The following is a 23488-nucleotide window of genomic DNA, read 5'->3' on the forward strand; positions in this document are numbered from 1 at the left end:
TCTTATAGTAAAATTATAGGTAATGCATTTATATATGCAAATTTGTATAATGCATTTAATTTAAATGTATTGCTTATTCAATCATCAGAATCCTCTATATTTAGACTTTCAAACAAGATATAACAACAAAACCAACTACTTATGAATGCAGAAACAAAACAAAGCCACCCGAAGGGATTATGGGTCCTGTTTGGTACAGAGATGTGGGAAAGATTCAACTTTTATGGCATGCGGACCATACTCACTCTTTTTATTGTAAATGCTTTAGCCATGTCAAAAGAAGAGTCTTCAATTATTTATGGAGGCTTTCTGGGATTGTGTTATTTGACACCGATGCTCGGCGGCTTTATTTCAGATAGATTTCTGGGAAATCGTTATTGCATCATGTTAGGTGGTCTATTGATGGCAATTGGACAATTATTACTTTTTACCAGTGCAAATATATTTGATACCAATTTGGAATTGGCGAGAACTGTTTTATATGTTGCTCTTGGAGTTATTATTTTGGGAAATGGTTTTTTCAAACCAAACATATCGAGTATGGTTGGTAGTCTCTATCCAAGAGGAGAAAAGAATAAATTAGACACAGCCTTTACCATATTTTATATGGGAATTAATATTGGTGCTTTTTTAGGTCAATTTATTTGCCCAATCGTAGGTGATGTAGTGGATGTAAATGGAACAAGAGACGTGTTTGCTTTTAAGTGGGGATTCTTAGCTGCTGCCTGTGCGATGGTAATTGGAACGCTGACTTTTTTCCTTTTAAAAGACAAGTATGTGAAAACACCTGAGGGAAGACCGATTGGTGATTTACCATCGAGAAACATCAGCTCAGATTTTGAAGAAGGTGAAGCAACTAAAGCGACATTTACTCAGACCTCTATACTTATTGCCTTTGGTGTTTTTTCCGTTTTGGGGTTTGTTTTCCATTATTTCTTTGGACAGAATTATATATATTCATTAATTTACGCCAGTGGTCTTACATTGGCTGGTTTAATCTTAAGTGATAAATCACTTACAAAAGTGGAAACAGATAGGATTCTGGTAATTTATATTGTATCTTTTTTTGTTATTTTCTTTTGGGCTGCTTTTGAGCAGGCAGGATCATCTCTGACTTTTATTGCCGATAATCAAACGGATAGAAATTTTCTTGGATGGAACATGCCTCCATCTATGGTACAGATTTTTAATGGGATTTTCGTAGTGATGTTAGCCATACCATTCAGTATGTTATGGGATAAATTAAGGGCTCATGATAAAGAACCTATTTCGCCCATGAAACAAGCAATTGGTCTTGCGCTCATTGCCTTAAGTTATTTCATAATTGCACACAATGTTAAAGATCTGGGCAACGATGGTTTATTGGCAATAAAATGGTTGATACTACTTTATTTGATTCAAACTTTAGGAGAACTTTGTCTTTCACCAATTGGATTATCGCTCGTAGGAAAATTAGCACCTAAAAGATTTGCCTCGTTATTATTTGGTGTTTTCTTTTTGTCAAACGCTTCGGGTTATGCACTTGCAGGAACACTGGGTGCAATATTACCTGCTACCGGTGAACAATACACCAAAGCAACTTCATTGGGAATAGACTTAAAGGCAATCTTGGATAAAACAGTTACTCCAACCGCTGAACAATTACAATTACTTGCAACCAATAAGATTAGCGATCATTATCCAGTTTTTGCAGGATTTACCATCCATAGTTTGTATGAATTTTTTATGGTATTTGTGGTCCTTTGTGGTATAGCGGCATTACTACTATTCTCATTGACACCAAGGTTAAAAAAGATGATGCATGGTGTTAATTAATTTTGAATTATATTGAAATTGTTGAATTAAAATTATAGGGTGAATCTAATCATTCACCCTTTTTTATTGTATTCGAAAAAACTAACCGTATCATGAATCAAATTCAAGATCGAAAACATCCAAAAGCTCTTCCTTTTCTATTCTTTAGTGAAATGTGGGAAAGGTTTGGATACTATCTCATGATTGGGATCTTTACTTTGTATTTAAAAGATGTAAAGGAGGGATTTGGAATGACAGAGGCTGAAGCTTCCGATCTCTATGGTACTTTTATTGCTTTGGTGTTTCTTACACCTTTTCTTGGAGGATTGTTAGCAGATAGGTATTTCGGGTATAGAAAATCAATAATATTTGGTGGAATATTGATGGCCATTGGATATTGCATGATGTTTTTCCATTCATTACCCATTTTGTATATAGCCATGACAATGGTTATTGTTGGAAATGGTTTTTTTAAACCTAATATTTCTACTTTATTGGGAAATGTTTATAACAAGGCGGAGTATATTGATCGAAAGGATGAAGGTTATAATATTTTTTACATGGGAATTAATATTGGAGCTTTTATTTGCAATTTTTTTGGAGCTGCTTTGTACACTATGTTGGGTTGGGGTTATGCTTTCCTTGCTGCAGGAGTGGGAATGGTTATTGGTGTAATTGTATTTATTGTTGGGACCAGACATTATAAAGATGCTGATGTAATTAAAGGAGTAAGAGAAGGAGAAATGAGTTTTACGAGGATACTTTTCTTAATTTTATTTCCAAGCTTGATCGCTGGTATTTTAGGTTGGTTGATCAATGGTGTGACTACGGACAGCAATCCAGGCGGAAATATTTTTGGTAGTGACAGTACCGATGCTTTTATTTTTGCATGCATTCCGGTTTTGTACTTTTATTTTTCATTGTGGAAAAAAGCAACTTTGGAAGATAAACGCCCCATTGCTGCATTGTTGGCCATTTTTTTGGTTGTCATATTATTTTGGGCAGTCTTTAAGCAAAATGGATCAGCTTTAAATACATGGGCGGATCGATATACTAACAGAGAAGTTACAGGTACAACTGAAAAAGTATTTCTTGCATTGAAACAGGCAAAACCATTGGAATACAAACTTGATTCCATTGCAAAATATGATGAACTGTTTCGAATACAAAAGGTATCCGGGGTAATCGTCAAAGAGTATAATTACCCAGTCTATTTTAGAAATGTCCCAAAAGAAAAGCTTCCGGAAGAAGGCTCTAAAATTAGCCTTTGGATTACCAGTTTAAGCCAATCTATTAATCCAGGTTGGGTCATTATTCTTACCCCCTTGGTTGTTGCTTTCTTTACATTTCTCAGAAGGAAAAACAGGGAACCAAATACCACTACAAAAATTGCTTATGGATTATTAATATCTGCATTAGCCGTTTTGGTTATGGTGGCTGCAGTAAAATCTGGTGCCAACGGCACTGAGAAGGTAAGTGTTTGGTGGTTGATAGCCAGTTATGGAGTGATCACGGTAGGTGAATTATTTTTAAGTCCAATGGGATTATCACTGGTATCCAAGTTAAGCCCGGCACACATCACCAGTTTGATGATGGGTGGATGGTTTTTAGCTACAAGTATTGGTAATAAACTTTCCGGGGTATTAGCCAGCAGTTGGGATGGATATACCGACAAATCGGTTTATTTTCTTGTAAATTTTGGATTACTGGGTGCTGCTGCTCTAATTGGTTTTATAATGCTTCGATGGCTTAATGGAATCATGAAAGAAAAAAATATTCATTAAGTGGTCAATCTAAGGTGTATTCCGGAGAAATTTTAATTTAATTGTTCGAACACTTTTAGATAAAGTTTATTTAAATCAAGAAAATCTGAAACAGAGATTTAATAGGATTAATTTAATTATTTAATAAACACATCAAATTCGACAGTAACCCTGTGGTCAGAATTAGATTGTGGTATGTTGCGATACCTTAGATTTATGCTCAATTCAAAAGCCTCAAGACGGACATATGGGTGAACATCAGTTAGACCAGGGAGTAAAAAAAGTTCTCCCACCGATTCATTGGGAACTGGATACGCACTTCCAATTTGAATTTTAGAACCTAAGTCTGCTGGATTGGAAATGAAAACTCTAACCTCTTCAAAAAAGCCATAACTCACTGGGCCTGAAAGCAGGGGTTCAATTTTTATTGATTTTATCCTCACCATTGAAATCTTCCCATCATCAAGCATATTTGGTGCAAGGAATCCTGTCCAAAAGCTCGGTACCAGGCTGGTATAAACATGGGTTAATAATGGGTTTGAACCTGCCAGGATGTCAAAATCCATCAGGTATTCTAGTTTATATTGACCGTTCTCTTGTTTTTGACAAGAAAGAAACCATAAACTGAGGAACAGGACCTGGATTAGTTTCATTAGTTTATCAAACGTTTTATGGAGATTTCTGTTTTGTTGGAACAAATTTTAATTAAATCTCATCTATTTTATAATTTTTTTGTTTGTGAATCTATAGGGCTAAAAGTTAATTTGGCTTTGTATTACCATTAGATACGAGTAGATTTGCAGCGCAAATGAAAGTATAATTAAATAATTTTAACATAAAGGCTCATGTCACAACCATTTGATTTTGATCTCTTAAAAAATCATTATGAAAACTTTAGCAATAAAGTTAAATCAGCAAGATCCATTTTAGGCAGACCATTAAGTCTGAGTGAGAAAATTCTTTATGGACATCTTCATCCAGAATCCCCTATTCAAGAATATGCAAGGGGAAAAGATTATGTCTTTTTTGCCCCAGATAGGGTTGCCATGCAAGATGCAACGGCGCAAATGGCTCTGCTTCAATTTATGACTTGTGGAAAATCGAAAACTGCTGTACCTAGCACAGTACATTGTGACCACTTAATTTTGGCAAAAGATGGGGCAGACCAAGATCTTAAAACTTCCAATATTGAAAATTCGGAGGTTTTTGATTTTTTGAAAAGCATTTCAACAAAATATGGAATTGGTTTTTGGAAACCCGGTGCCGGAATAATCCATCAAATTGTACTTGAAAATTATGCTTTTCCTGGAGGAATGATGATTGGTACCGATTCGCATACTCCAAATGCCGGAGGACTTGGCATGGTGGCAATAGGGGTAGGAGGAGCAGATGCCGTAGATGTTATGGCCGGTATGCCTTGGGAACTCAAAATGCCTAAACTCATTGGAGTAAAGCTAACTGGCGCGCTGAGTGGTTGGACTTCTGCAAAGGATGTAATTCTTAAAGTAGCCGGTATTCTGACAGTAAAAGGCGGTACAGGAGCAATTGTTGAATACTTTGGTGATGGGGCCAAATCACTTTCCTGTACAGGGAAGGGAACTATTTGTAATATGGGAGCTGAGATCGGAGCCACCACCTCCACTTTTGGTTATGATGAGTCAATGGCAAAATATCTTAAAGCAACAGGTAGAGCAACCGTCGCTGACCTTTGTGATAAAATTGCAAGTGATTTAACCGGTGATCCTGAATGTTATGCTTCACCAGAAAAATATTTTGACCAGGTTATTCATATAGATCTTTCTTCACTCGAACCGCATGTAAATGGACCTTATACACCGGATTTGGCCTGGCCTATTTCCGAATTTGCAAAAGCAGTGAAGGATAATGGTTATCCCGAAAAGCTTGAGGTTGGGCTGATAGGATCATGCACTAATTCTTCTTATGAAGATTTATCCCGAGCAGCTTCATTAGCTCGTCAGGCTGTTGAAAAGAAACTAAAAGTTAAATCCGAATTTACTGTGACACCCGGATCTGAACAGATCCGTTATACCATAGACCGTGATGGATTGCTAAATGATTTTGAAAAAATGGGTGGTGTTGTCCTTGCAAATGCTTGCGGTCCTTGCATTGGACAATGGGCCAGACACAATGCAAATCCATCAAAAAAGAATTCCATCATCACCTCTTTCAATAGAAACTTTTCAAAAAGAAACGATGGAAATGCCAATACTCATGCATTTGTGGCTTCTCCGGAAATTGTAACAGCGCTGGCCATCGCAGGTACATTAAATTTTAATCCACTGACAGATACATTAGAAAATGAAGAAGGTGTGTGGGTGCGCCTAGACCCACCAGTTGGGCACGAATTGCCACCTAAAGGCTTTGATGTGGAAGATGCTGGATATGTTGCCCCTGCAGAAAATGGACATGAAATTCAAATCAACATTAATCCCTCCAGTAAACGACTTCAAATCCTAACCCCATTTGAACCCATTAAATCTGATCAGTTAAGGGGAATGCGTGTACTCATTAAGGCAAAAGGAAAATGCACCACTGACCATATCTCAATGGCAGGACCTTGGCTTGAATTCAGAGGCCATTTGGAAAATATCTCGAATAACTGTCTCATAGGTGCAACAAACTATTTCAATGGCGAAGCAAATAAAGTGTTGAATCTTTATAATAATGAATACATGGGGGTCCCTGATTCCGCCCGGGTATATAAAGCTCAAGGGATAAGTACGGTTGTAGTAGGAGAGGAAAACTATGGTGAAGGTTCTTCAAGAGAACACGCAGCTATGGAACCAAGACATCTTGGCGTTAAAGCCGTAATTGTAAAATCGTTTGCAAGAATTCATGAAACCAATTTGAAAAAACAAGGAATGCTCGCCTTAACTTTTGCTCAGCCTTCGGACTATGATTTAATCCGGCAGGATGATTTATTGGAAATTAAAGGTTACGAAAGCATGACGCCTGGGAAGCAATTGGAGTTGGTATTGGTGCATGCGGATGGACAAAAAGACAACATTTTATTAAATCATACCTATAACCAGCAACAGATAGAATGGCTGGTTGAAGGATCCGCATTGAATAAAATTAGGAAAGAACTTGTCTGATAATAAATTAATATATATTTTTATGGGTGACTTGATGAAATACTTAAGTCGAATTTTTTTCATACTTTAAAACTTAACCCATGTTTAAGGAATTCAAAGAATTTGCGTTAAAGGGAAACCTAATTGATATTGCTGTTGGTTTGGTAATGGCTACTGCCTTTACCGGTATTGTGACATCTTTTGTGGATGGAATGTTTATGCCACTGGTAGCAAAGATTTTTCAATTAGGTGACTATAAAGAGGCAAAAATAATTTTAGATGAAGCTGTATTAAGCGCTGAAGGAAAAGTTATAAAACCTGAGAATGCAATTTTTTATGGTAACTTTTTTTCTGCAATCATTAACTTCGTCATCATTGCATTTTTTATGTTTTCTATTGTTAAGTTGATGAATTCTATGAAAAAAGAAGAAGCTGCTGCCCCTGCAGGCCCCACATCAGAAAGTCTATTGACTGAAATCAGAGACCTGTTATCCAAGAAATAGTATTATTTAGGGATTCGGTTCATTACCTTGTATTATCGTATACATTTTATTTTACAGTGTCTATTGCCATGTAATTTGAATGGTTAAATTATTCATTATATCACACTTCTATAAAAATTATTTTAATTCAATTTTATCTTAATATTAAAGAGTATTTTAGAATCTTAATGTGATTACATTTTAGAAAATCTTTGCTTAAAAATTATTGATGCATTTTATTGACTTTTCTGTTTAAGTGATTGTTTTTATTAATTAAGTATATAATTTGTAAAATTCCATAGGAAAAACTTTGGAATTTGGACTATGTTCCAATTGATAATGTAGAATTGTGTAAAGCATTCTTTTGAATCTCAAGTTTCCACTCACTGTTAAATTTATTTCAATAATTTACATGAATACTGATTCATTTGGAAAGTTGAGAATATATAACTTTTGAAATTTAAGAAGAAGGACAATCCTTATTTAAGTAGTTTAGAGATAGTCAAGGGAATGCATCGGAAGTCAGCCTGCCTCATTTAATGACGTGGAAAGGGTAAATTGAAAATTGCTCGGGATCTCCCCTGACGATTTGAATCCTTTGAAATATATTTATAAGATTTCTGTATCTATTAGAAGCCTATGGAAAGGAAGCATTATTTCTTGATGAAAATCCAAAACCAATTATTGCAAAGTGCAATTGAGATAATAGAATTGTCTTTGTAAATTTCGAAATACAATAATGGTTTATCGGAAAATTGTAAATACAGCTTAAGGTAATGAGGGAAGTTTTGCCAAATTAATTATTAGATAATTTCCTAAAAGTCATTTAAAAAAAGAGAAAGAAGACACGGCAATGCTGTTTCGAGCCGATATTAATTGGCAATAAAATTAAATCTTAAGAATTATTTTTTGACACGGAAAAATGTGTTTAGGTTTTGTTCATCTAATAAATGAAGAGAGTCTCCTTTAAAGAGTATTACTCTGTAGGAGTAATCAAAACTTGTAAAGTAAATAGAGAGACTATCTATGTTCAACCTATATGGAAAAGCTTTGGGTTGGTCGCCTTGCAAAAACAACATGCTGTCACCAGCAATTTCAAAATCGGGACTATTACTGGTACGATTTTGCCAAACGCCCTGAAGATTTTCTTTGTTTATTTCTAAATATTCAGGTTTAGATTCTGTTATTTTATTTTTGCAAGAAAAGGCAATAAAAAATATGGATATGAGATAAATTACCAAACGCATAGTAAACTTTTAATTAAGCAAAGGTAATCTGTATTTTATAATAAATTGAATTTGAAGACGAATTACTTTTCTAATTTAAATGACCTGTTCAACTTATCTAACTGTTAAATTTATTAGCCTCCTTATAAGTCAATATCACTATAAATCATGGAACGATTGTTGAAATAGCTTAAAGCGGAATGGACAAAATTGATTTAATCAAAAAAATTAATAAAAGTCTTATTCAAAGGAGAAGAATGGAGCCCTGTCTTTTCAAACACGCAGGTAAGCTGATTTACAGCTTATGGTTCAGTCAGACTAGCATCTGTTAATTCCTGGTGGGTGTACATTTCTGGTATTGCAAGTAGCAAAATCGAAGGGATAATTCTAACGATTGCAGAGATGATGACATTTCACACAGAATATATGGGGCTTCGTTTATACGGATTTAGAAAATACCATGCTAATATCAAGATAAAGGGTGAACGAATTATAGCTTTTACTTGTTGGATTTCAGGGATATAATTATTAATAAATATGGCAAAGGATTTTGATTTTAAGAGGGATGTAGTTGACCTGAGTTTTGTCAAACCGGTTTTAATTGACTTTTGGGCAGATTGGTGTGGGCCATGCAAAATGCTTGGACCGGTGCTGGATGAATTATACAGGGAGGATAATGGCAAATGGGAATTGGTTAAAATTGATACTGAAGAGTATCAGGAAATTGCCAGTTATTTTAAAATACAAAGTATACCACATTGCAAACTTATTTATGAAGGAAAAATTGCAGATGAATTTTCAGGAGCCCAAACGAAAGCGGTGGTTAGAAAGTTTATTGATAAAAATATGGCCCTATTATTGGCGGATGATGTAGAGCCTACTGATGAGTACTTTTTGGAAATAATGAGTAATCAAAAAAGTATTCCGGATCCTAAATTTATGCAAGAACTTAAAAATTTTGTTGAGTCTTCCCCGGATCATCAACAAGCACTGATTGCACTTGCAAAGCACGAAGTCTTCTATGAGCCTGAAAAAGCTTTATTGAGGATAAATATGGGTGAGGATAAAAAAGAACTGAATGAATTAAAAGAAGATTTTGAAGTGGTTAAGGAATTTATGGCGACTGAATTTGACCTTAAATCACAAAATGGTATGTTATTGGATCAAATAAAAATCAATCTGCTCGCCGGTGAGACACAATTGGTTATTCAGCAAATCATTGAATCAGTTACTAAAGATATAAATAATATGAACGGTCTTGCCCGAAGATTAGGAATAGCGTTATTTCATATTTGGGGGTCTCAGGCCGACATCACAAAGGAAAACAGAAAACTATTCGACATGGCTATTTGGTAATTATTTTTATTTTCCTAAGGGACGCAATAAATTGTTGATTTAAGTAAGTGATTTAGTTTAATTTTAATTGATAAATATCTGGCAATCCTCTTCCATAACCATCATAGTCCATTCCATATCCAATTACAAATGATGGGGAAATTTCAAATCCAAGCCAATCGGCTTTCACATCCTTTCTAAGTATTTCAGGTTTGACCAATAGGGAACATATTTTTATTTCATGAATGCCAAATTTATTTAAATTTTCTACAAATGCATGCATCGTATTTCCGCTGTCGAGTATGTCTTCAATAATCAAAACAGATTTATTTTTCAAGTAACTATAATCCGATTCTTTAAATTGAATCACTTTTTCTTGTTGAATTCCTGAATAAGAAGTAATTTTTGTGAAGGCCGGATTCAGGTCCAAATTCATCTGTCTTAATAAATCAGCGGCAAAGATGAAGGCTCCATCCATAATGATTATGGGTAATGGTTTTGTATTATGAAGTAAATAGAAATGATCAATTTCTTTAGCGAGCTCGCTTACCCTTTGGTTAATTTCTTCTTTGGATAATAACAATTCAAAATTCATTTTATTGATCTCCTTCATCAAAAAGTGTTTTAGAGTATTGTAATTTCAAACCAGGAATTTCATCTTCTAAAATTTTTATTTTCAAACCATTACCCCACCGATAATGACCTGTCTTTCCATTTGAATAGAGAATTCGGTGACAAGGTATGAGAAATGCAAATGAATTTGCGCCTACTGCGGCACCAACTGCCCGAATGGCATTTGGGTAGCCGGATCGTTCAGCTAATTTTTTATAACTTATTGTGTGACCTTTCTTAATGTTTACAATATTTTTCCATATATCCAATTGAAATGGGGTGCCTCTGATAATTAAATTTAAAGAAGTTTCAGCTGTACCTTCTATAAATTGTAATACGCTGGTGAAATAAGATGTATTTGTTGCTGTTAAATGAATATTTGGAAATTCATTTTTCAGTTGACCTAAGAAAGGATCTTTAGCCATGAAATGACAATTTATCAAACCATCTCTGATGTAGGCTATGCTCAATGGGCCATATTTACATAGTCCTGATTCATATTGAATGGTTTCGATAAATTTTAAATCATTAAATAACTGAAAGTTTAGCATAATTGACAAAATTAAGACACAGCTTCTAAAGATAGTTTTTATTTATTTTACAATCAGTCAGCTGGTTTGGCCACACAATATGTAATACCTTTGGGATTTTATTTCATGAAGCAACAAGTAGAGTCAGAATTTATTGAGGTTTTTGGGGCAAAGGAGCACAATTTGAAAGATGTGTCCGTCAAAATTCCCAGGAATGAAATGGTGGTTATCACCGGAATTTCAGGAAGTGGAAAATCTTCTTTGGCCTTTGACACCATTTATGCGGAAGGTCAGCGTCGATACATGGAGACTTTTTCCCATTATGCCAGACAATTTATTGGATCCATTGAAAGACCGGATGTGGAAAAAATTGATGGGTTAAGCCCCGTTATTTCCATAGAACAAAAGACTACCGGTTGGAATCCCAGGTCAACAGTGGGCACTACTACCGAAATATACGATTTGTTAAGGTTGTTGTATGCAAGGGCCGCGGATGCTTATTCCCACGCAACCGGTAAAAAGATGGTGCGCTATACAGAGGATCAAATGATTTCATACATCTTTGAAAAATTTGACCAAAAGCATATTACAATTCTCGCACCCTTAGTCAGAGCAAGAAAAGGCCATTATCGAGAACTTTTTGATCAAGTACGAAAGCAAGGTTTTAACAAAATGAGGGTTGATGGACAGGTTATTGACCTTAAGCCTGGACTTCAGCTAGACAGATTTAAAACACATGATATTGAAGTTGTCATTGATCGCATTCAAGTAGTAAAGGAAAGAGAAGAAAGACTTAACTATAGTCTATCTACTGCTTTGAAAATGGGAAATGACGTGGTTTTTATCCAGGATCAGGAAAATGCAGAGTTGCTTCCATTCAGTAAAAGGTTAATGGATCCAGTAACCGGACTATCTTATGATGAGCCATCTCCAAATACTTTTTCTTTTAATTCGCCCTATGGAGCTTGTCCGGAATGTAAAGGTCTGGGTCAAATTCATGAGGCAGATTTAGATCAGATCATTCCCGATGACTCAAAATCTATTTCCGAATTAGGTATTGTTCCACTTGGCGAAGTACGTGATACACTCACTTACAAACAACTCAAGCAAATAGCCGATCGTTATAAATTCAATTATCAAACACCAATTAAAAAAATTCCAAAGAAAGCTTTGGATACCATATTACATGGTGGAGATGACAGTTTTCCCGCCCCACCAGGTTCCACCTGGTTTGAAGGGACTTATCATCTGGCTTATGAAGGTTTGTGTAATATGTTGAAGAGATGGTACAAGGATACCAGTTCTGAGAAAATCAGACAATTTGCTGAAGATTTTATGTCCATCCAGGACTGCCCGGCATGTGGAGGCACCAGACTAAAGAAAGATTCTTTGTTTTTTAAACTAGATGAAAAAAATATTGCCGAGGTGTCCAAATTGGATATTTCAGATCTTATAACCTGGTTTAGTGGACTGGATGAGAGATTGACGGAAAGACAAAGGCTTATTAGTAAGGACATCATTAAGGAAATTAAAATTCGCCTGGATTTTTTACTTTACGTAGGACTGGATTATCTATCCCTTGATCGTCCTACCATGAGTCTGTCCGGTGGTGAATCCCAAAGAACAAGATTGGCAACTCAAATCGGATCCCAGCTCACAGGGATAACATACATTTTGGACGAACCTTCAATTGGACTGCACCAGAGAGACAACCACAGGTTAATTAAATCACTTCGAGAACTAACTCAAATAGGGAATACCGTCATCGTTGTAGAGCATGATAAGGATATTATGATGGCCTGTGATTATATCATTGACTTGGGCCCAGGTGCCGGAAAGCACGGAGGCGATATCGTTGCTCAAGGCATTCCTTCCCAATTCATAAAAAATCAACATTCCTTAACAGCAAAGTATCTTTCGGGAAATGAATCAATTGAAATCCCTGATCAAAGAAGGAAAGGGAATGGCCATTTTTTAAGTTTGATTGGAGCTAAAGGTCACAATTTAAAAAACTTAAGTTTAAAATTTCCATTGGGATGTTTCATTTGTGTAACTGGTGTTTCCGGTAGTGGAAAATCAAGTCTGATCAATGAAACCTTGTATCCGATTTTAAGAGAGCATTTTTATAACAGCCTTCAAAGACCCCTGCAATTTGATAAAATTGAAGGCCTGGAGTACTTAGATAAAGTGGTCGAGGTGGACCAAAACCCTATTGGTAGAACGCCTAGGTCAAATCCAGCAACCTATACGGGAGTTTTTACAGAGATTAGGAACCTGTTTTCCAATCATCCTGAATCAAAAATTCGCGGTTACAAACCAGGCAGGTTCTCTTTTAATGTGTCCGGTGGAAGATGTGAAGTTTGTGAAGGTGGGGGAATGAGAATCATTGAAATGAATTTCCTGCCGGATGTCCAGGTTCATTGTGAAAGTTGTAATGGAAAACGCTATAATAGAGAGACTCTGGAAGTGCTGTATAAAGGAAAATCCATTGGAGATGTTTTGGACATGACTGTAGAGGAAGCCACCGAATTTTTCGAGCATTTGCCCGCCATCTTTAGAAAATTAAAAACTTTACGAGACGTAGGTCTGGATTATATTACTCTGGGGCAGCAGGCTACCACTTTATCAGGTGGGGAGGCTCAGCGTGTTAAATTGGCGGAAGAACTTTCTAAAAGAGATACCGGAAAGACCTTGTATATTTTAGATGAACCAACTACTGGCCTGCATTTTGAAGACATCAAGCATTTACTAAATGTATTACAAAAACTTGTTGACAGAGGGAATACTGTGATGGTAATTGAACACAATCTGGATGTTATCAAGGTAGCTGATGTCGTACTTGATTTGGGACCGGAGGGTGGGAAACACGGGGGAAAAGTTGTTGCCTATGGATCTCCGGAACAGGTAGCCAAAGTAAAAGATTCTTTTACAGGACAGTATTTAGCTGATGAACTAAATCAAAATAGAAAAGCCACTCCAAAGTAGAAGTGGTCTAATCTAAATTATTTTTTTGTTACGCGCAAAGACACTCTGCGATTTAAATCTCTTCCGGTTTCTGTATTATTATCCGCTACGGGGTGTTCCTGGCCATAACCTTCTGCTTCCATTCTTTTAGCTTCGATTCCATTTGCAACAAGAGCGGACGTTACTGATTCTGCCCTATTTTGGGAAAGTTTTTTATTTGCAATTGGGTCTCCGACATTGTCAGTGTATCCACCCACTTTTACTTGAACATCAGGAAATGTTTTCAAAATGGAAGTTATGTTATTGATTTGATTAATAGAGGCGGGGTTAAGATTACTTGAACCAGATTCAAAAAGGATTCTGTCAAAATCAAACCACGTTGTTTTATCAATTTTCTTGTTTTTATCTTTAATAAAGTTAACTAAACGACCTTCCACTCCATTTTCAGGGAAATTTATCTCTACTCCTCCAGGTAAGGAAAGCTTGGTCATGTTTCCTAATAAAGCCCATTTTGCCTGAATAATGGAATCAATCCCTGATATTTGTGAAGAAGCATTTTTATTCAATTCAGCAGTCTTCATTGATGTTGAATCAACCGTCATAACAGTACTCCCTACTTTATCAGCCCTTTCATTTTTATTACAACCCTTCATAACTAACCAAAGAAAGGACAAAAGTGCGAGCAAACCAATTAACCACATGATCCAATTATTACCCGTTTGGATAAATTCTTGAGGTTGAGAAGATTTTATAACTTCTACCATTTCCCCGGGGTTTCCAAGGTTCAATATTGAAAATATGGATGAAGGGACTGAAGTTTGGATTTCATTTTTATGTCCACCTAACCAGGTTGTCAATCCACTTATACCATAATCCTCTGAGAGAACTTTCTTTTTTAAATAGTTTAGAACAAACGACGCTACCAAAGTCAAAATTTTTGCAGAAGAGGCTTCACTCTTGAAATCAGCAAAACTGGCAAGAGCAGCTGTTACTGCTTGATCTTTTTGACCAGTCAGAATTTCCAGTAAGCTATTTCCAAACGATTCCGACGCATTCAATTCAAATAAATTTTCTAAGGAGGAAGGTTCGTTGTCCATTTGGTTGATCAAATCCCAGATCTGATCCATGGTACTTTTGTTTGAGGAGGCATGAAGTATTCCGCCTAAGATGGTCGGAATTGCGGCATCAAAACCCTTTTTAACGGCTAGTTCTGACTCCCCTAAATATTCAGAAACTCCGGTGATTAGGTTAGGAGTTAAGTGAGCTTTGAGCGATTCGATTAAGTTCATGTTTAATTAATTTCTTGAAATTAAATTTTATAGATTTGACGCTGCAATTTATTAATACTGTCACATTGGTTCTCGTAAATTCGTAGTTAATTAATAAATATTAGATGAATTTAGAAAAATTAAAGTATCCAATAGGTAAGTGGTCGGCTCCGGAAGTCGTTGACCTGGACTTAATAAAGAAATGGATCGGGGATATTGCCATGTTACCTTCTAATCTTTCGGACATATTAAATCGCATTGAGCCTATTGATTATGAACTAACTTACAGGCCGGGTAGTTGGACTGTCCGTCAATTGCTTCACCACATCGCCGACAGCCACATTAATGCGTACATTCGTCATAAGCTGGCAGTATCTGAGCAAACACCAACCATTAATCCATACAATGAGGTGCTGTGGGCAGAAATGGCAGATGTGAAAGAGGTGGACATCAAAGTATCCTTGAACCTACTGGAAGCAATTCATCAAAGGTGGACAGTGTTTTTGAACAGTTTACACCAAGCTGATTTGGAAAAGTCGTTTTATCACCCTGGGCATAAAAGATTTATCACTATAAGTGAGTCCATAGGAATGTATAGCTGGCATGGCAAACACCATCTTTCACACATCAAGTTGGCTCTTGACAAACCAAATATTAGTTAATTAATCTTTGAAATCCGAAGTCAACACAGCAGAGGTATAGTATCGGTTCATTCTTGCAATGTTTTCAATGGAGATTTCTTTTGGACATTCTGCTTCGCATGCACCGACATTGGAGCACAACCCAAAACCTTCTTCATCCATTTGTTTAATCATATTCAAGACTCTCCTTGAGTTTTCCACTTCACCCTGGGGCAGTAATCCCAGATGAGAAACTTTGGCAGCAGTGAAGAGCATGGCAGACCCATTGGGACAGGCCGCGACACAAGCTCCACAGCCTATGCAAGCAGCAGCATCAAATGCCTTCGATGCCAGGTCTTTTTCAATTGGGATGGAATTTCCATCCATCGCTTGACCTGTGTTGACAGATATGTATCCACCTGCCTGAATTATTCTATCAAAGGCTCCTCTATCCACCACCAGATCTTTAAGGACAGGGAACGATCTGGCTCGAAAAGGTTCAACGACTACGGTATCACCTTCTTTAAAAAATCTCATGTGGAGCTGACAAGTGGTGGTTCCGGGATTTGGGCCATGAGGCCTTCCATTAATGACCATGCTGCAAGCTCCACAAATCCCCTCCCTACAATCATGATCAAATGCCACCGGTTCTTTCTTTTCATCTATTAAGTCTTGATTCAGAACATCTAGCATTTCAAGAAATGACATGTGCTCATTGGCTTCAACAGAATACTTTTCAAAACCACCTTTTTGATCAGGTGATTTTTGTCTCCATATTTTAAGATTCAGCTTCATATTCGGCTATTGTAAATAATGGCGTAAAAGTAAGGATTCTGATGTGATATCCTACATTTAGAGAACAAAACAAAATCAATAAGGGTCAAGATTTTTAGACAATAAACCGAATATTCCTTTGAAAATTTTCCTTTCCAGCTCTCTTAATTGGTGAATCAACGGACACTTTGTTCCAAGTTTCGTCCGAAATTTCCAGCCAATCTGACATACTGAGATTTATTAAATCTGGATTAGGAGCAAACTCTTCCACTCTTGTTGGTTTAGAAAAACGGTTCCAGGGACATACTTCCTGACAAATGTCGCATCCGAATGCCCAAGTCTCCATCTTGGGTCTGAATTCTTCTGGTATTTTTGTTTTTAACTCTATGGTAAGATAAGAAATGCACTTAGCGGCATCCAACAAATAACCATCCTGATGTATGGCGCTTGTCGGACAAGCTTCGATACATCTTTTGCAAGTCCCGCAATGATCCTTAATAGATTGTGTATATTCAAATTCAAGGTCCGTAAGTATGCAGCATAAAAAATAATAGGAACCCCTTTTAGGATGAATGTTAAGGGTATTTTTACCATTCCATCCAATTCCTGCTTTTTCCGCCCAACTTCTTTCCATTACCGGACCTGAATCGACAAATCCCCTGATTTGAATGTCTCCATATAAATTCCTCATATATGCAATGAGTTGTTTGGATTTATCTTTTATAACCTTATGGTAATCCTTACCTACTGCATATTTTGAAATTTTAGGACTATTTGGTTTAAACTTTACCTTAGGTTGGTCATAATTTAGACTTAATACTATAATAGATTTACACCCGGGTAAGAGCAAGGTTGGGTCGGTGCGCAAATCAAAATATCGTTCCATATAGTGCATTTCACCATTGTAATTTTTATTCAACCACTCTTCAAGTTGTTTTGCCTCCTTATCCAGTTTTTGTGCCTTTACAATACCAATTTGGTCAAAACCTAATTGGGTAACTTTTTCATATATTAAAGAATTGCTTACTTTCACAAGCTAATTTGTCAAGTAAAATTAAGATGGTTTCAAGTAAAATTTAATTTAAATAAAAAGCCTGCAATCATCATTGCAGGCTTACCACATTTAGAAGAAAGTAAAACGATACCTTAATTTTTATATCAATTAGAAATCTAACCAGATTCCACATTCCAGCGTTCTAAAATCATTTTTTTCCCAGGTTGGACTAAGGTCATAATTAGCATAGAATTTCAAGGCACCAATGTCTATCCTACTGCTGAGACCATAGCGGTAAGTGTTAAATCCAAAATCTTCTTCAGTTTCAATTTTTCTCCGGACATCTTCTCTGCGCACTTCTGATTCCTGGTGTACCAATACGCCTCCATAACCACCAACGCCAATCCCAATTCTTCCCAAGCCTTTAATTTTATTGCTTTGGAAATATAACATCAGGGGTATTTGAAGATGTTGAAAGTCCATACTTGAGACTTTAACTTTATCGTCCTTAGTATACACCAGGGTTTGATTTGGTTCAAAACTTAGTTTTTCCTTAAAAGTTAATTCACCAATTCTCCAACCTAATGAAGTCATGAGTTGTACATTCTTGCTACCCAAATAAATTTTAGTTGGGAGAAAGTTTAAAGTCCATGACCATGAGCTAAAAGGTTTATTTTCAAGATCATTGACCAAAACTTCATTATTGACCTTATTACTTTGTAGTAGATTTAATCCTAAGTCAATGTCAAGAAAATCAACATCTGCACCCTTTGATTTCTTATGTTTCTTTTCTGGATTGATATTTTCTTTATTTGAATGTTTGCGATCTATGCTTTTGTCATCATCCTCCTTTTTTGACTTCTTATCTTCACTTTTACGTTCAATGATAAAGATGTCGCGGTCACCAAGTTTTATTTTGACTGTGTCGCCATTTTCTTTTTTTTCCATTGAAGGTGGTTCAGGTGGTGAAGGTGGAGAAGGGGGAGCAGGAGGGGGAGTTACTTGAGCATTGAGCATCATTTGGATACCTAGAAATAGAGATAAAAAAACAGTTTTCATATTTTCAGATTTATGATTAAAATTTTAAATAAATTATTTAGTAGTAAAAGATAATGACTTTGACATTTCAAAAGCTTCGCTTTTAAAATCTACTGCAATAGTCGTTTTATGTTGAGATTCTGATTCTTTGATTGTGAGTGTATTGTCTGTCCATTCACTTGTCTTTTTGGACAGCATATTAAAGATTCCCTTTCTAATGGTCTTACCCAGTGACTGGGCTTGATTGTCTTCCAATGCCAAGTCTTTGTTTATATTGCTCTCAATTTGGGCATTTCTGGTCTCTAAAACATTGTCATTGAAATTATCAGTTTCATTATTTTTGATTTCCGAATCGTTGACGACAACATCTTTTGAAATGAATTTTTCGTTAGTGTCTATTGTGGATGCAACTTGTGTATTAAACTCAATATTTAGATGATCTTTTTCAACTGATGGCAACGATGAAAGTTTATTTGGTTTTTCAGTAGGTGACTTGATTTTGTTATTGAGTATTTTGGTACCGATATTATTTTGGTTTGAAATGATTTCTTGTTGGCTAATAAGATTGGTATCAGCGTTTAAATCAGTTTCGGAACCATTGATTTGTTCAATGACCGATCCCTGGTTGGACAACAGAGGACTAATTTCTTGCATTGGATTGTTGGTAAAAGAAGGAGAACTGGATGTATTGTTTTGATAATAATAAAACAGTCCAATGCCGAGAATTAAAGAAGCAGCTGCATAATAGTATTTGAAAGGTGATGAAAAGAATAGTTTATATGTTTTACCAGACTCCTTTTTATTTAATGGAAATGACTTATCCAGGATTTTATCAATGAGATCTGCAGGAGGTGTCTTTTGGTCAAGTTCCGTTTTATGCAGTTGTATATATTCTTTGAGTCGATCTTTCATAATTTTCATTTTTTTTTAAAATTTCAACCAACTTTTGTTTGGCCCTTAAATATTGACTTCTTGATGTTGCATTTGCTATCCCCAGCATCTGGCTTATTTCTTCGTGGGAAAAATCTTCTATGGCATACATCGTAAAAACAATTCTGTATTTTTCCGGCAGCAGACTAAGAGATGACATTATTTTATTAAGATTATTTTCAAACTCCTCCTCATTTACCAAATTTTCTTCATCATTCATGTTTATAAGGACAGGCGTATTTTCTATGTCTTCAAATCTCAATTTTTTCTTTTTTTCAATTGATTGAAGGCATGTGTTCACACAAATTCTTTTAATCCATGCCGGCAATAATCCTTCCTGATCCAATTGACCTATGTTCTGGAAAATCTTGACAAAAGCTTCCTGCAAGACATCCAGAGCATCGTGCTCATGATTCATCATCCTCAGACAGAGGTTGTACATGGGTTTACTGAATTGATCATACAGTTCCCTGCACGCTCTTTGGTCGGCTCTTTTTACTCTTTCTACAAGGGACTCCATTTTGTTTGATTGTGGTTGTCTTGCAATATAAAGAGGTGTTTGATGCAAAAACGTTGCAAAATATTTACTTCCTTTATAAAATTAATGGCTAATATCAATATAATTGATTGATATTCAATTGTATAAAATTTACCAGTGATATTCTTCACCATGTTTTTTCAACCATTTTTCAGCTAATTTAAATTCAGGCATAACGCATTCTACCAGGTTCCAGAAAGCTTTTGAATGATTGTGATGCTGCAGGTGTGCCAATTCATGAATAATTATATAATCAAAAATAAAATCCGGGCATAACAAAAGCCGGGAGGATAGACTGATGTTTTTATTGGTACTGCATGAACCCCAATTGCTGTTATTGTTTCTTAATCTTACAACGTTAATTTCTTTTCTGAAAAACTTCTCATTGATTGATTGAACTCTCGATTTGACTCCATTTAGATAGGTAGCAGACATAACTCTGCTCATGATGTCACTCATCATTTTTTGTTTAACAGATGCGTCAATATTCTTAGGTAACTCTATAAAAATATTGGTTCCAATTCTTTTTCCTGTGCCTGTTATTCTTTTGTCTGACTCCGATATAAAGATGGTAAATTCAGTTTGTCTAACCTGAATCTTCGATCCATTTTCATACGCGCGAGGTTGATATTTTTTACTAAACTCCGGATCTTTTGCAATTTTTTTATAGATCCAGTCCTTTGCCCATAATATATGTTGGTCTTTTTGGCCGCTGCTGGCTATAATTGGAATACGTACAATTGCCTTATTTTTACCAAGCGACACTCTGGCAGACATTCTGTATTCAAAGTGAATTTCAAGCGGTAATTCAAAATCAAGGAATTTGATTTTTTGTATTTCCTTGAAAGGTTTTAGTTTAAGCATATTTATTTGCAAAACTTTGCATAACATCCACAAGTACTTCTACACTTTCAAGATCTAGCGCATTGTACAATGAAGCTCTAAAACCACCAACAGATCTATGTCCTGCTAAACCCACACATCCTGCTTTTTTACATTCTTCAAGAAATAGCGTTTCATGTTCTACTTTTTTGGGAATAAAAACCACATTCATCCATGATCTATCTTCTTTTGCAACTGTTCCTGTAAAACAAGGATTTTTGTCAATTTCATTATAGAGCATTTCAGCTTTAGCCTGGTTTCTGGATTCCATTGCTGACAAACCTCCCATTTCTTTAATCCACCGCATGGTTAGCATGGAAACATATATTGGGAAAACTGGTGGCGTATTGTACATGGAATTCTTTTCAGCATGTGTTTTATAATTCAGCATGGTCGGCAACTTCCTCTTCGCTCTACCCATCAGTTCTTTTCTTACTGTTACGAGTGTGACTCCTGCCGGACCCATATTTTTTTGCGCACCTGCATAGATCAATCCAAAATCTTTGCCATCTATTTTTTTACTAAATATATCTGAAGACATATCACAGACAATAGGAATTTCGGCTTTCGGGAAAGATTTATATTGACTTCCATAAATAGTATTATTGGAAGTTAAGTGAAGATAAGCACCATCTCCTGGAACAGTAAATCCTTTTGGTATATGTCTGAAAGAGTCGGCTTCTGAAGATGCCAAGACCTCAACATCACCAAAAAGCCTTGCTTCTTTAATTGCACCTGTAGCCCAGGTCCCTGTATTTATGTAATATGCTTTTTCATTTTCGCCAAGCAAATTCATTGGAACCATGTAGAACTGGCTACTTGCACCACCGGAGAGGAACAGTACTGCAAAATCGTCATTCAGAGAAAGCAGCTCCCTCACAAGTTGTTCAGCTTCAGCCATAACCGCTTCAAATTCCTTACTTCTGTGAGAAATCTCCAGTAAGGACAAATCCATGTTGCTGAAATTAATTACCGAATCCGCTGCCTGATTGAGTACCGATTGTGGCAGAATGGCTGGTCCTGCATAGAAATTGTGTTTTTTCATTTGGATCATTAAATATCTATTGGCAAAGTTATGTATTGTTACTTGATAAAGAGAAGGATAAAGTTCAATTTTTAACAGAGTCAACAAATGTTGTTTTTATTAATCAAATTCCACTAATTTTATCTAAAATTTCATCTGTGTCAAGAATAGTAAAAATTTCAACCAGTTTCATGGATGTTTGGTTAGAAAACTTTATTTGCAAAATTGTCGAGGTTGGTAATACCAGAGGTATACTTACATGCCACCGTGAAGACACACCTGATTTTTTTTTATCATTAACGGAATTAACCTGATATTTTAAGCTATGAAGAAATACCGTTATAAAGTAAATTATAATATTGGGTTAGTTTTAGTTTTATCAGGACTTTTTGCCTTTTGTCTGAACGCCCAATTGAACACTGTAAATAATAAGATTAATCTTCCATTTGGATTTGTGCAGGGAGGGACCTGTTGTTGTGGAAATTTTACTGAGTTAAGTTTTCCCAATCTTGATTTTGAAGAAGGAACTTCCCCTCCCATTGGAGGATTTATTACTTATGGTGCTGGATCGGTTTTCGCAGGTTGGAGAGTAACTCGTGCAACGATTGACCATGTAGAAGGCAGCCACGCCAATTTGGGAAACGGCAACCCAAATGGTGCAACTAATTTTATCGATTTGCATGGTTCTCCTGGTTTTGGAGGAATTTCCTACATGCTTACAGGACTTACGGCCGGAAATAATTATAGAATTGATTTTTGGACGGCTCAGAATGGAAGCGGACATAGTTCAACAGGTACCCTACAAATTGCGGGTGGTGCATGGTTGGATGTAAGTTGGACCGTTACCATTTCAGGTGCAGTAGCCTGGTTTAAGCAATCATATATGTTTATAGCACAAGGTCCTACTGCTGATATGGAATTTAGTAGTGTAGGTGATTTGGTGTATGCTGGAACATTGGTAGATGATATTAAAATATTTGAGTGCCCTGCTGATAAGGAAGAACCCATGGTGATAAATGAGCCTCTTGATGAAATTTATTCTTGTCTGAAGGACGTTTTACCTCCTGCTGTTTTACAAATAAGCGACAATTGTGACCCTAATCCGGTTGTAAAAATAAAGTCCAGCACCCGAAAAGTTGATGATTGTGAACAAATTTTGACTAGAGAATGGACCATTACAGATAAATGCGGCAATACAAAAGTCCTTGATCAGGAAATAATTATCAAAGATGAAGAAGCACCTAAAATTGTTACACCCCCTAAGGACAAAATTGTCGATTGTAAAACACATAATAGAAATTTATTTTTAAGTTGGGTTTCGACTACTGGCGGGGCTTCAGTCAAGGACAACTGTGGAAAGGTGTATATCAACGCCCAATATGACAGTATACCAACTAGGCCTTGTGACACTACTACGGTTGATTTTGTGGCCACTGATGATTGTAATAATGAAACGTATTTTTCTGCTCATTACATTATTAATGATACTGTTAAACCAATTTTAGTTAAGCCAGCTACTCCTGTTTTACTTCAATGTTCACCATCCGCACGGGATTCTCTCAAAAGATGGCTTAATCAAAATGGAAATGCAGAAGCTATTGATGGCTGTTCCAATCTGC

The 23488-nt window shown here is 36.1% G+C and carries 20 protein-coding genes (1 of these 20 only partly in view); 8 read left to right on the top strand and 12 right to left on the bottom strand.

Annotation, left to right across the window (positions count from 1 at the left end):
• The first annotated feature begins 141 nt into the window (after positions 1–141).
• Both IPJ53_02260 and IPJ53_02265 read left to right on the top strand, forming a co-directional pair.
• Positions 142–1815 (top strand): peptide MFS transporter, encoded by a 1674-nt coding sequence (locus IPJ53_02260; protein ID MBK7797913.1) that lies wholly within the window; start codon positions 142–144, stop codon positions 1813–1815.
• 92 nt (positions 1816–1907) lie between these two features.
• Positions 1908–3578 (top strand): peptide MFS transporter, encoded by a 1671-nt coding sequence (locus tag IPJ53_02265; GenBank protein MBK7797914.1) that lies wholly within the window; start codon positions 1908–1910, stop codon positions 3576–3578.
• A 116-nt stretch (positions 3579–3694) separates the two neighbouring features.
• Here the strand turns inward: IPJ53_02265 and IPJ53_02270 are convergent, their stop codons facing one another.
• A complete protein-coding gene (locus IPJ53_02270) occupies positions 3695–4210 on the bottom strand; it encodes a hypothetical protein (GenBank protein MBK7797915.1) in 516 nt (171 codons plus the stop codon).
• A 192-nt stretch (positions 4211–4402) separates the two neighbouring features.
• On the opposite strand from IPJ53_02270, the gene IPJ53_02275 reads away from it, so the two are divergent.
• Together IPJ53_02275 and mscL are read left to right on the top strand one after the other, a co-directional pair.
• Positions 4403–6673 carry an aconitate hydratase gene (locus IPJ53_02275; protein ID MBK7797916.1) on the top strand — a complete coding sequence of 757 codons (2271 nt, stop codon included), beginning with the start codon at positions 4403–4405 and terminating at the stop codon, positions 6671–6673.
• An 80-nt stretch (positions 6674–6753) separates the two neighbouring features.
• Entirely contained in the window at positions 6754–7155 is a 402-nt protein-coding gene (mscL, locus tag IPJ53_02280) for a large conductance mechanosensitive channel protein MscL (GenBank protein MBK7797917.1), read from the top strand.
• Positions 7156–8036: 881 nt separating this feature from the next.
• Here the strand turns inward: mscL and IPJ53_02285 are convergent.
• Positions 8037–8381: a hypothetical protein gene (locus IPJ53_02285; GenBank protein MBK7797918.1), complete on the bottom strand. Its 345-nt coding sequence runs from the start codon at positions 8379–8381 to the stop codon at positions 8037–8039.
• Positions 8382–8897: 516 nt separating this feature from the next.
• On the opposite strand from IPJ53_02285, the gene IPJ53_02290 reads away from it, so the two are divergent.
• Positions 8898–9716, top strand: a complete 819-nt coding sequence (locus IPJ53_02290; protein MBK7797919.1) for a hypothetical protein — start codon at positions 8898–8900, stop codon at positions 9714–9716.
• A 52-nt stretch (positions 9717–9768) separates the two neighbouring features.
• Here the strand turns inward: IPJ53_02290 and IPJ53_02295 are convergent, their stop codons facing one another.
• Both IPJ53_02295 and IPJ53_02300 read right to left on the bottom strand, forming a co-directional pair.
• Complete coding sequence (locus tag IPJ53_02295) at positions 9769–10308, bottom strand: hypoxanthine phosphoribosyltransferase (protein MBK7797920.1); 540 nt, start codon at positions 10306–10308, stop codon at positions 9769–9771.
• The gene (locus tag IPJ53_02300; protein ID MBK7797921.1) at positions 10292–10858 is read right to left on the bottom strand and encodes an MGMT family protein; all 567 of its coding nucleotides are present in this window, start codon (positions 10856–10858) and stop codon (positions 10292–10294) included. Before IPJ53_02300 ends, IPJ53_02295 begins: the two co-directional genes overlap by 17 nt.
• Positions 10859–10963: 105 nt before the next feature.
• On the opposite strand from IPJ53_02300, the gene uvrA reads away from it, so the two are divergent.
• A complete protein-coding gene (gene uvrA, locus IPJ53_02305; GenBank protein ID MBK7797922.1) occupies positions 10964–13822 on the top strand; it encodes an excinuclease ABC subunit UvrA in 2859 nt (952 codons plus the stop codon).
• 17 nt (positions 13823–13839) lie between these two features.
• Here uvrA and IPJ53_02310 read toward each other — a convergent pair whose 3' ends face one another.
• Complete coding sequence (locus IPJ53_02310; protein MBK7797923.1) at positions 13840–15090, bottom strand: OmpA family protein; 1251 nt, start codon at positions 15088–15090, stop codon at positions 13840–13842.
• A 104-nt stretch (positions 15091–15194) separates the two neighbouring features.
• Here IPJ53_02310 and IPJ53_02315 point away from each other — a divergent pair, with 104 nt between their 5' ends.
• Positions 15195–15731 carry a putative metal-dependent hydrolase gene (locus tag IPJ53_02315; protein MBK7797924.1) on the top strand — a complete coding sequence of 179 codons (537 nt, stop codon included), beginning with the start codon at positions 15195–15197 and terminating at the stop codon, positions 15729–15731.
• Here the strand turns inward: IPJ53_02315 and IPJ53_02320 are convergent, their stop codons facing one another.
• The 7 genes from IPJ53_02320 to serC all read right to left on the bottom strand — a co-directional run bounded on the left by IPJ53_02320 (position 15732) and on the right by serC (position 21890).
• Positions 15732–16484: a succinate dehydrogenase/fumarate reductase iron-sulfur subunit gene (locus tag IPJ53_02320; GenBank protein MBK7797925.1), complete on the bottom strand. Its 753-nt coding sequence runs from the start codon at positions 16482–16484 to the stop codon at positions 15732–15734. It abuts the gene before it with no gap.
• A 94-nt stretch (positions 16485–16578) separates the two neighbouring features.
• On the bottom strand, positions 16579–17496 hold the full coding sequence (gene queG / locus IPJ53_02325; protein ID MBK7797926.1) for a tRNA epoxyqueuosine(34) reductase QueG: 918 nt from the start codon (positions 17494–17496) through the stop codon (positions 16579–16581).
• A 129-nt stretch (positions 17497–17625) separates the two neighbouring features.
• Positions 17626–18516 (bottom strand): outer membrane beta-barrel protein, encoded by an 891-nt coding sequence (locus IPJ53_02330; GenBank protein ID MBK7797927.1) that lies wholly within the window; start codon positions 18514–18516, stop codon positions 17626–17628.
• A 33-nt stretch (positions 18517–18549) separates the two neighbouring features.
• Entirely contained in the window at positions 18550–19407 is an 858-nt protein-coding gene (locus IPJ53_02335) for a hypothetical protein (protein ID MBK7797928.1), read from the bottom strand.
• The gene (locus IPJ53_02340) at positions 19370–19945 is read right to left on the bottom strand and encodes an RNA polymerase sigma factor (GenBank protein ID MBK7797929.1); all 576 of its coding nucleotides are present in this window, start codon (positions 19943–19945) and stop codon (positions 19370–19372) included. The genes IPJ53_02335 and IPJ53_02340 overlap by 38 nt, the downstream gene beginning before the upstream one ends.
• 129 nt (positions 19946–20074) lie before the next feature.
• The gene (locus tag IPJ53_02345; GenBank protein MBK7797930.1) at positions 20075–20827 is read right to left on the bottom strand and encodes a M48 family metallopeptidase; all 753 of its coding nucleotides are present in this window, start codon (positions 20825–20827) and stop codon (positions 20075–20077) included.
• Positions 20820–21890 (bottom strand): 3-phosphoserine/phosphohydroxythreonine transaminase, encoded by a 1071-nt coding sequence (serC, locus tag IPJ53_02350; GenBank protein MBK7797931.1) that lies wholly within the window; start codon positions 21888–21890, stop codon positions 20820–20822. The genes IPJ53_02345 and serC overlap by 8 nt, the downstream gene beginning before the upstream one ends.
• A 304-nt stretch (positions 21891–22194) precedes the next feature.
• Here serC and IPJ53_02355 point away from each other — a divergent pair, with 304 nt between their 5' ends.
• Positions 22195–23488, top strand: the beginning of a protein-coding gene (locus tag IPJ53_02355) for a gliding motility-associated C-terminal domain-containing protein (GenBank protein MBK7797932.1). 1979 nt of this gene lie beyond the right edge of the window; the window shows 1294 of its 3273 coding nt (coding positions 1–1294); its start codon is at positions 22195–22197; its stop codon lies beyond the right edge, outside the window.

It is taken from the genome of Candidatus Vicinibacter affinis, from assembly GCA_016714365.1.
In the GTDB taxonomy this organism is placed as follows: Bacteria; Bacteroidota; Bacteroidia; order Chitinophagales; family Saprospiraceae; genus Vicinibacter; species Vicinibacter affinis.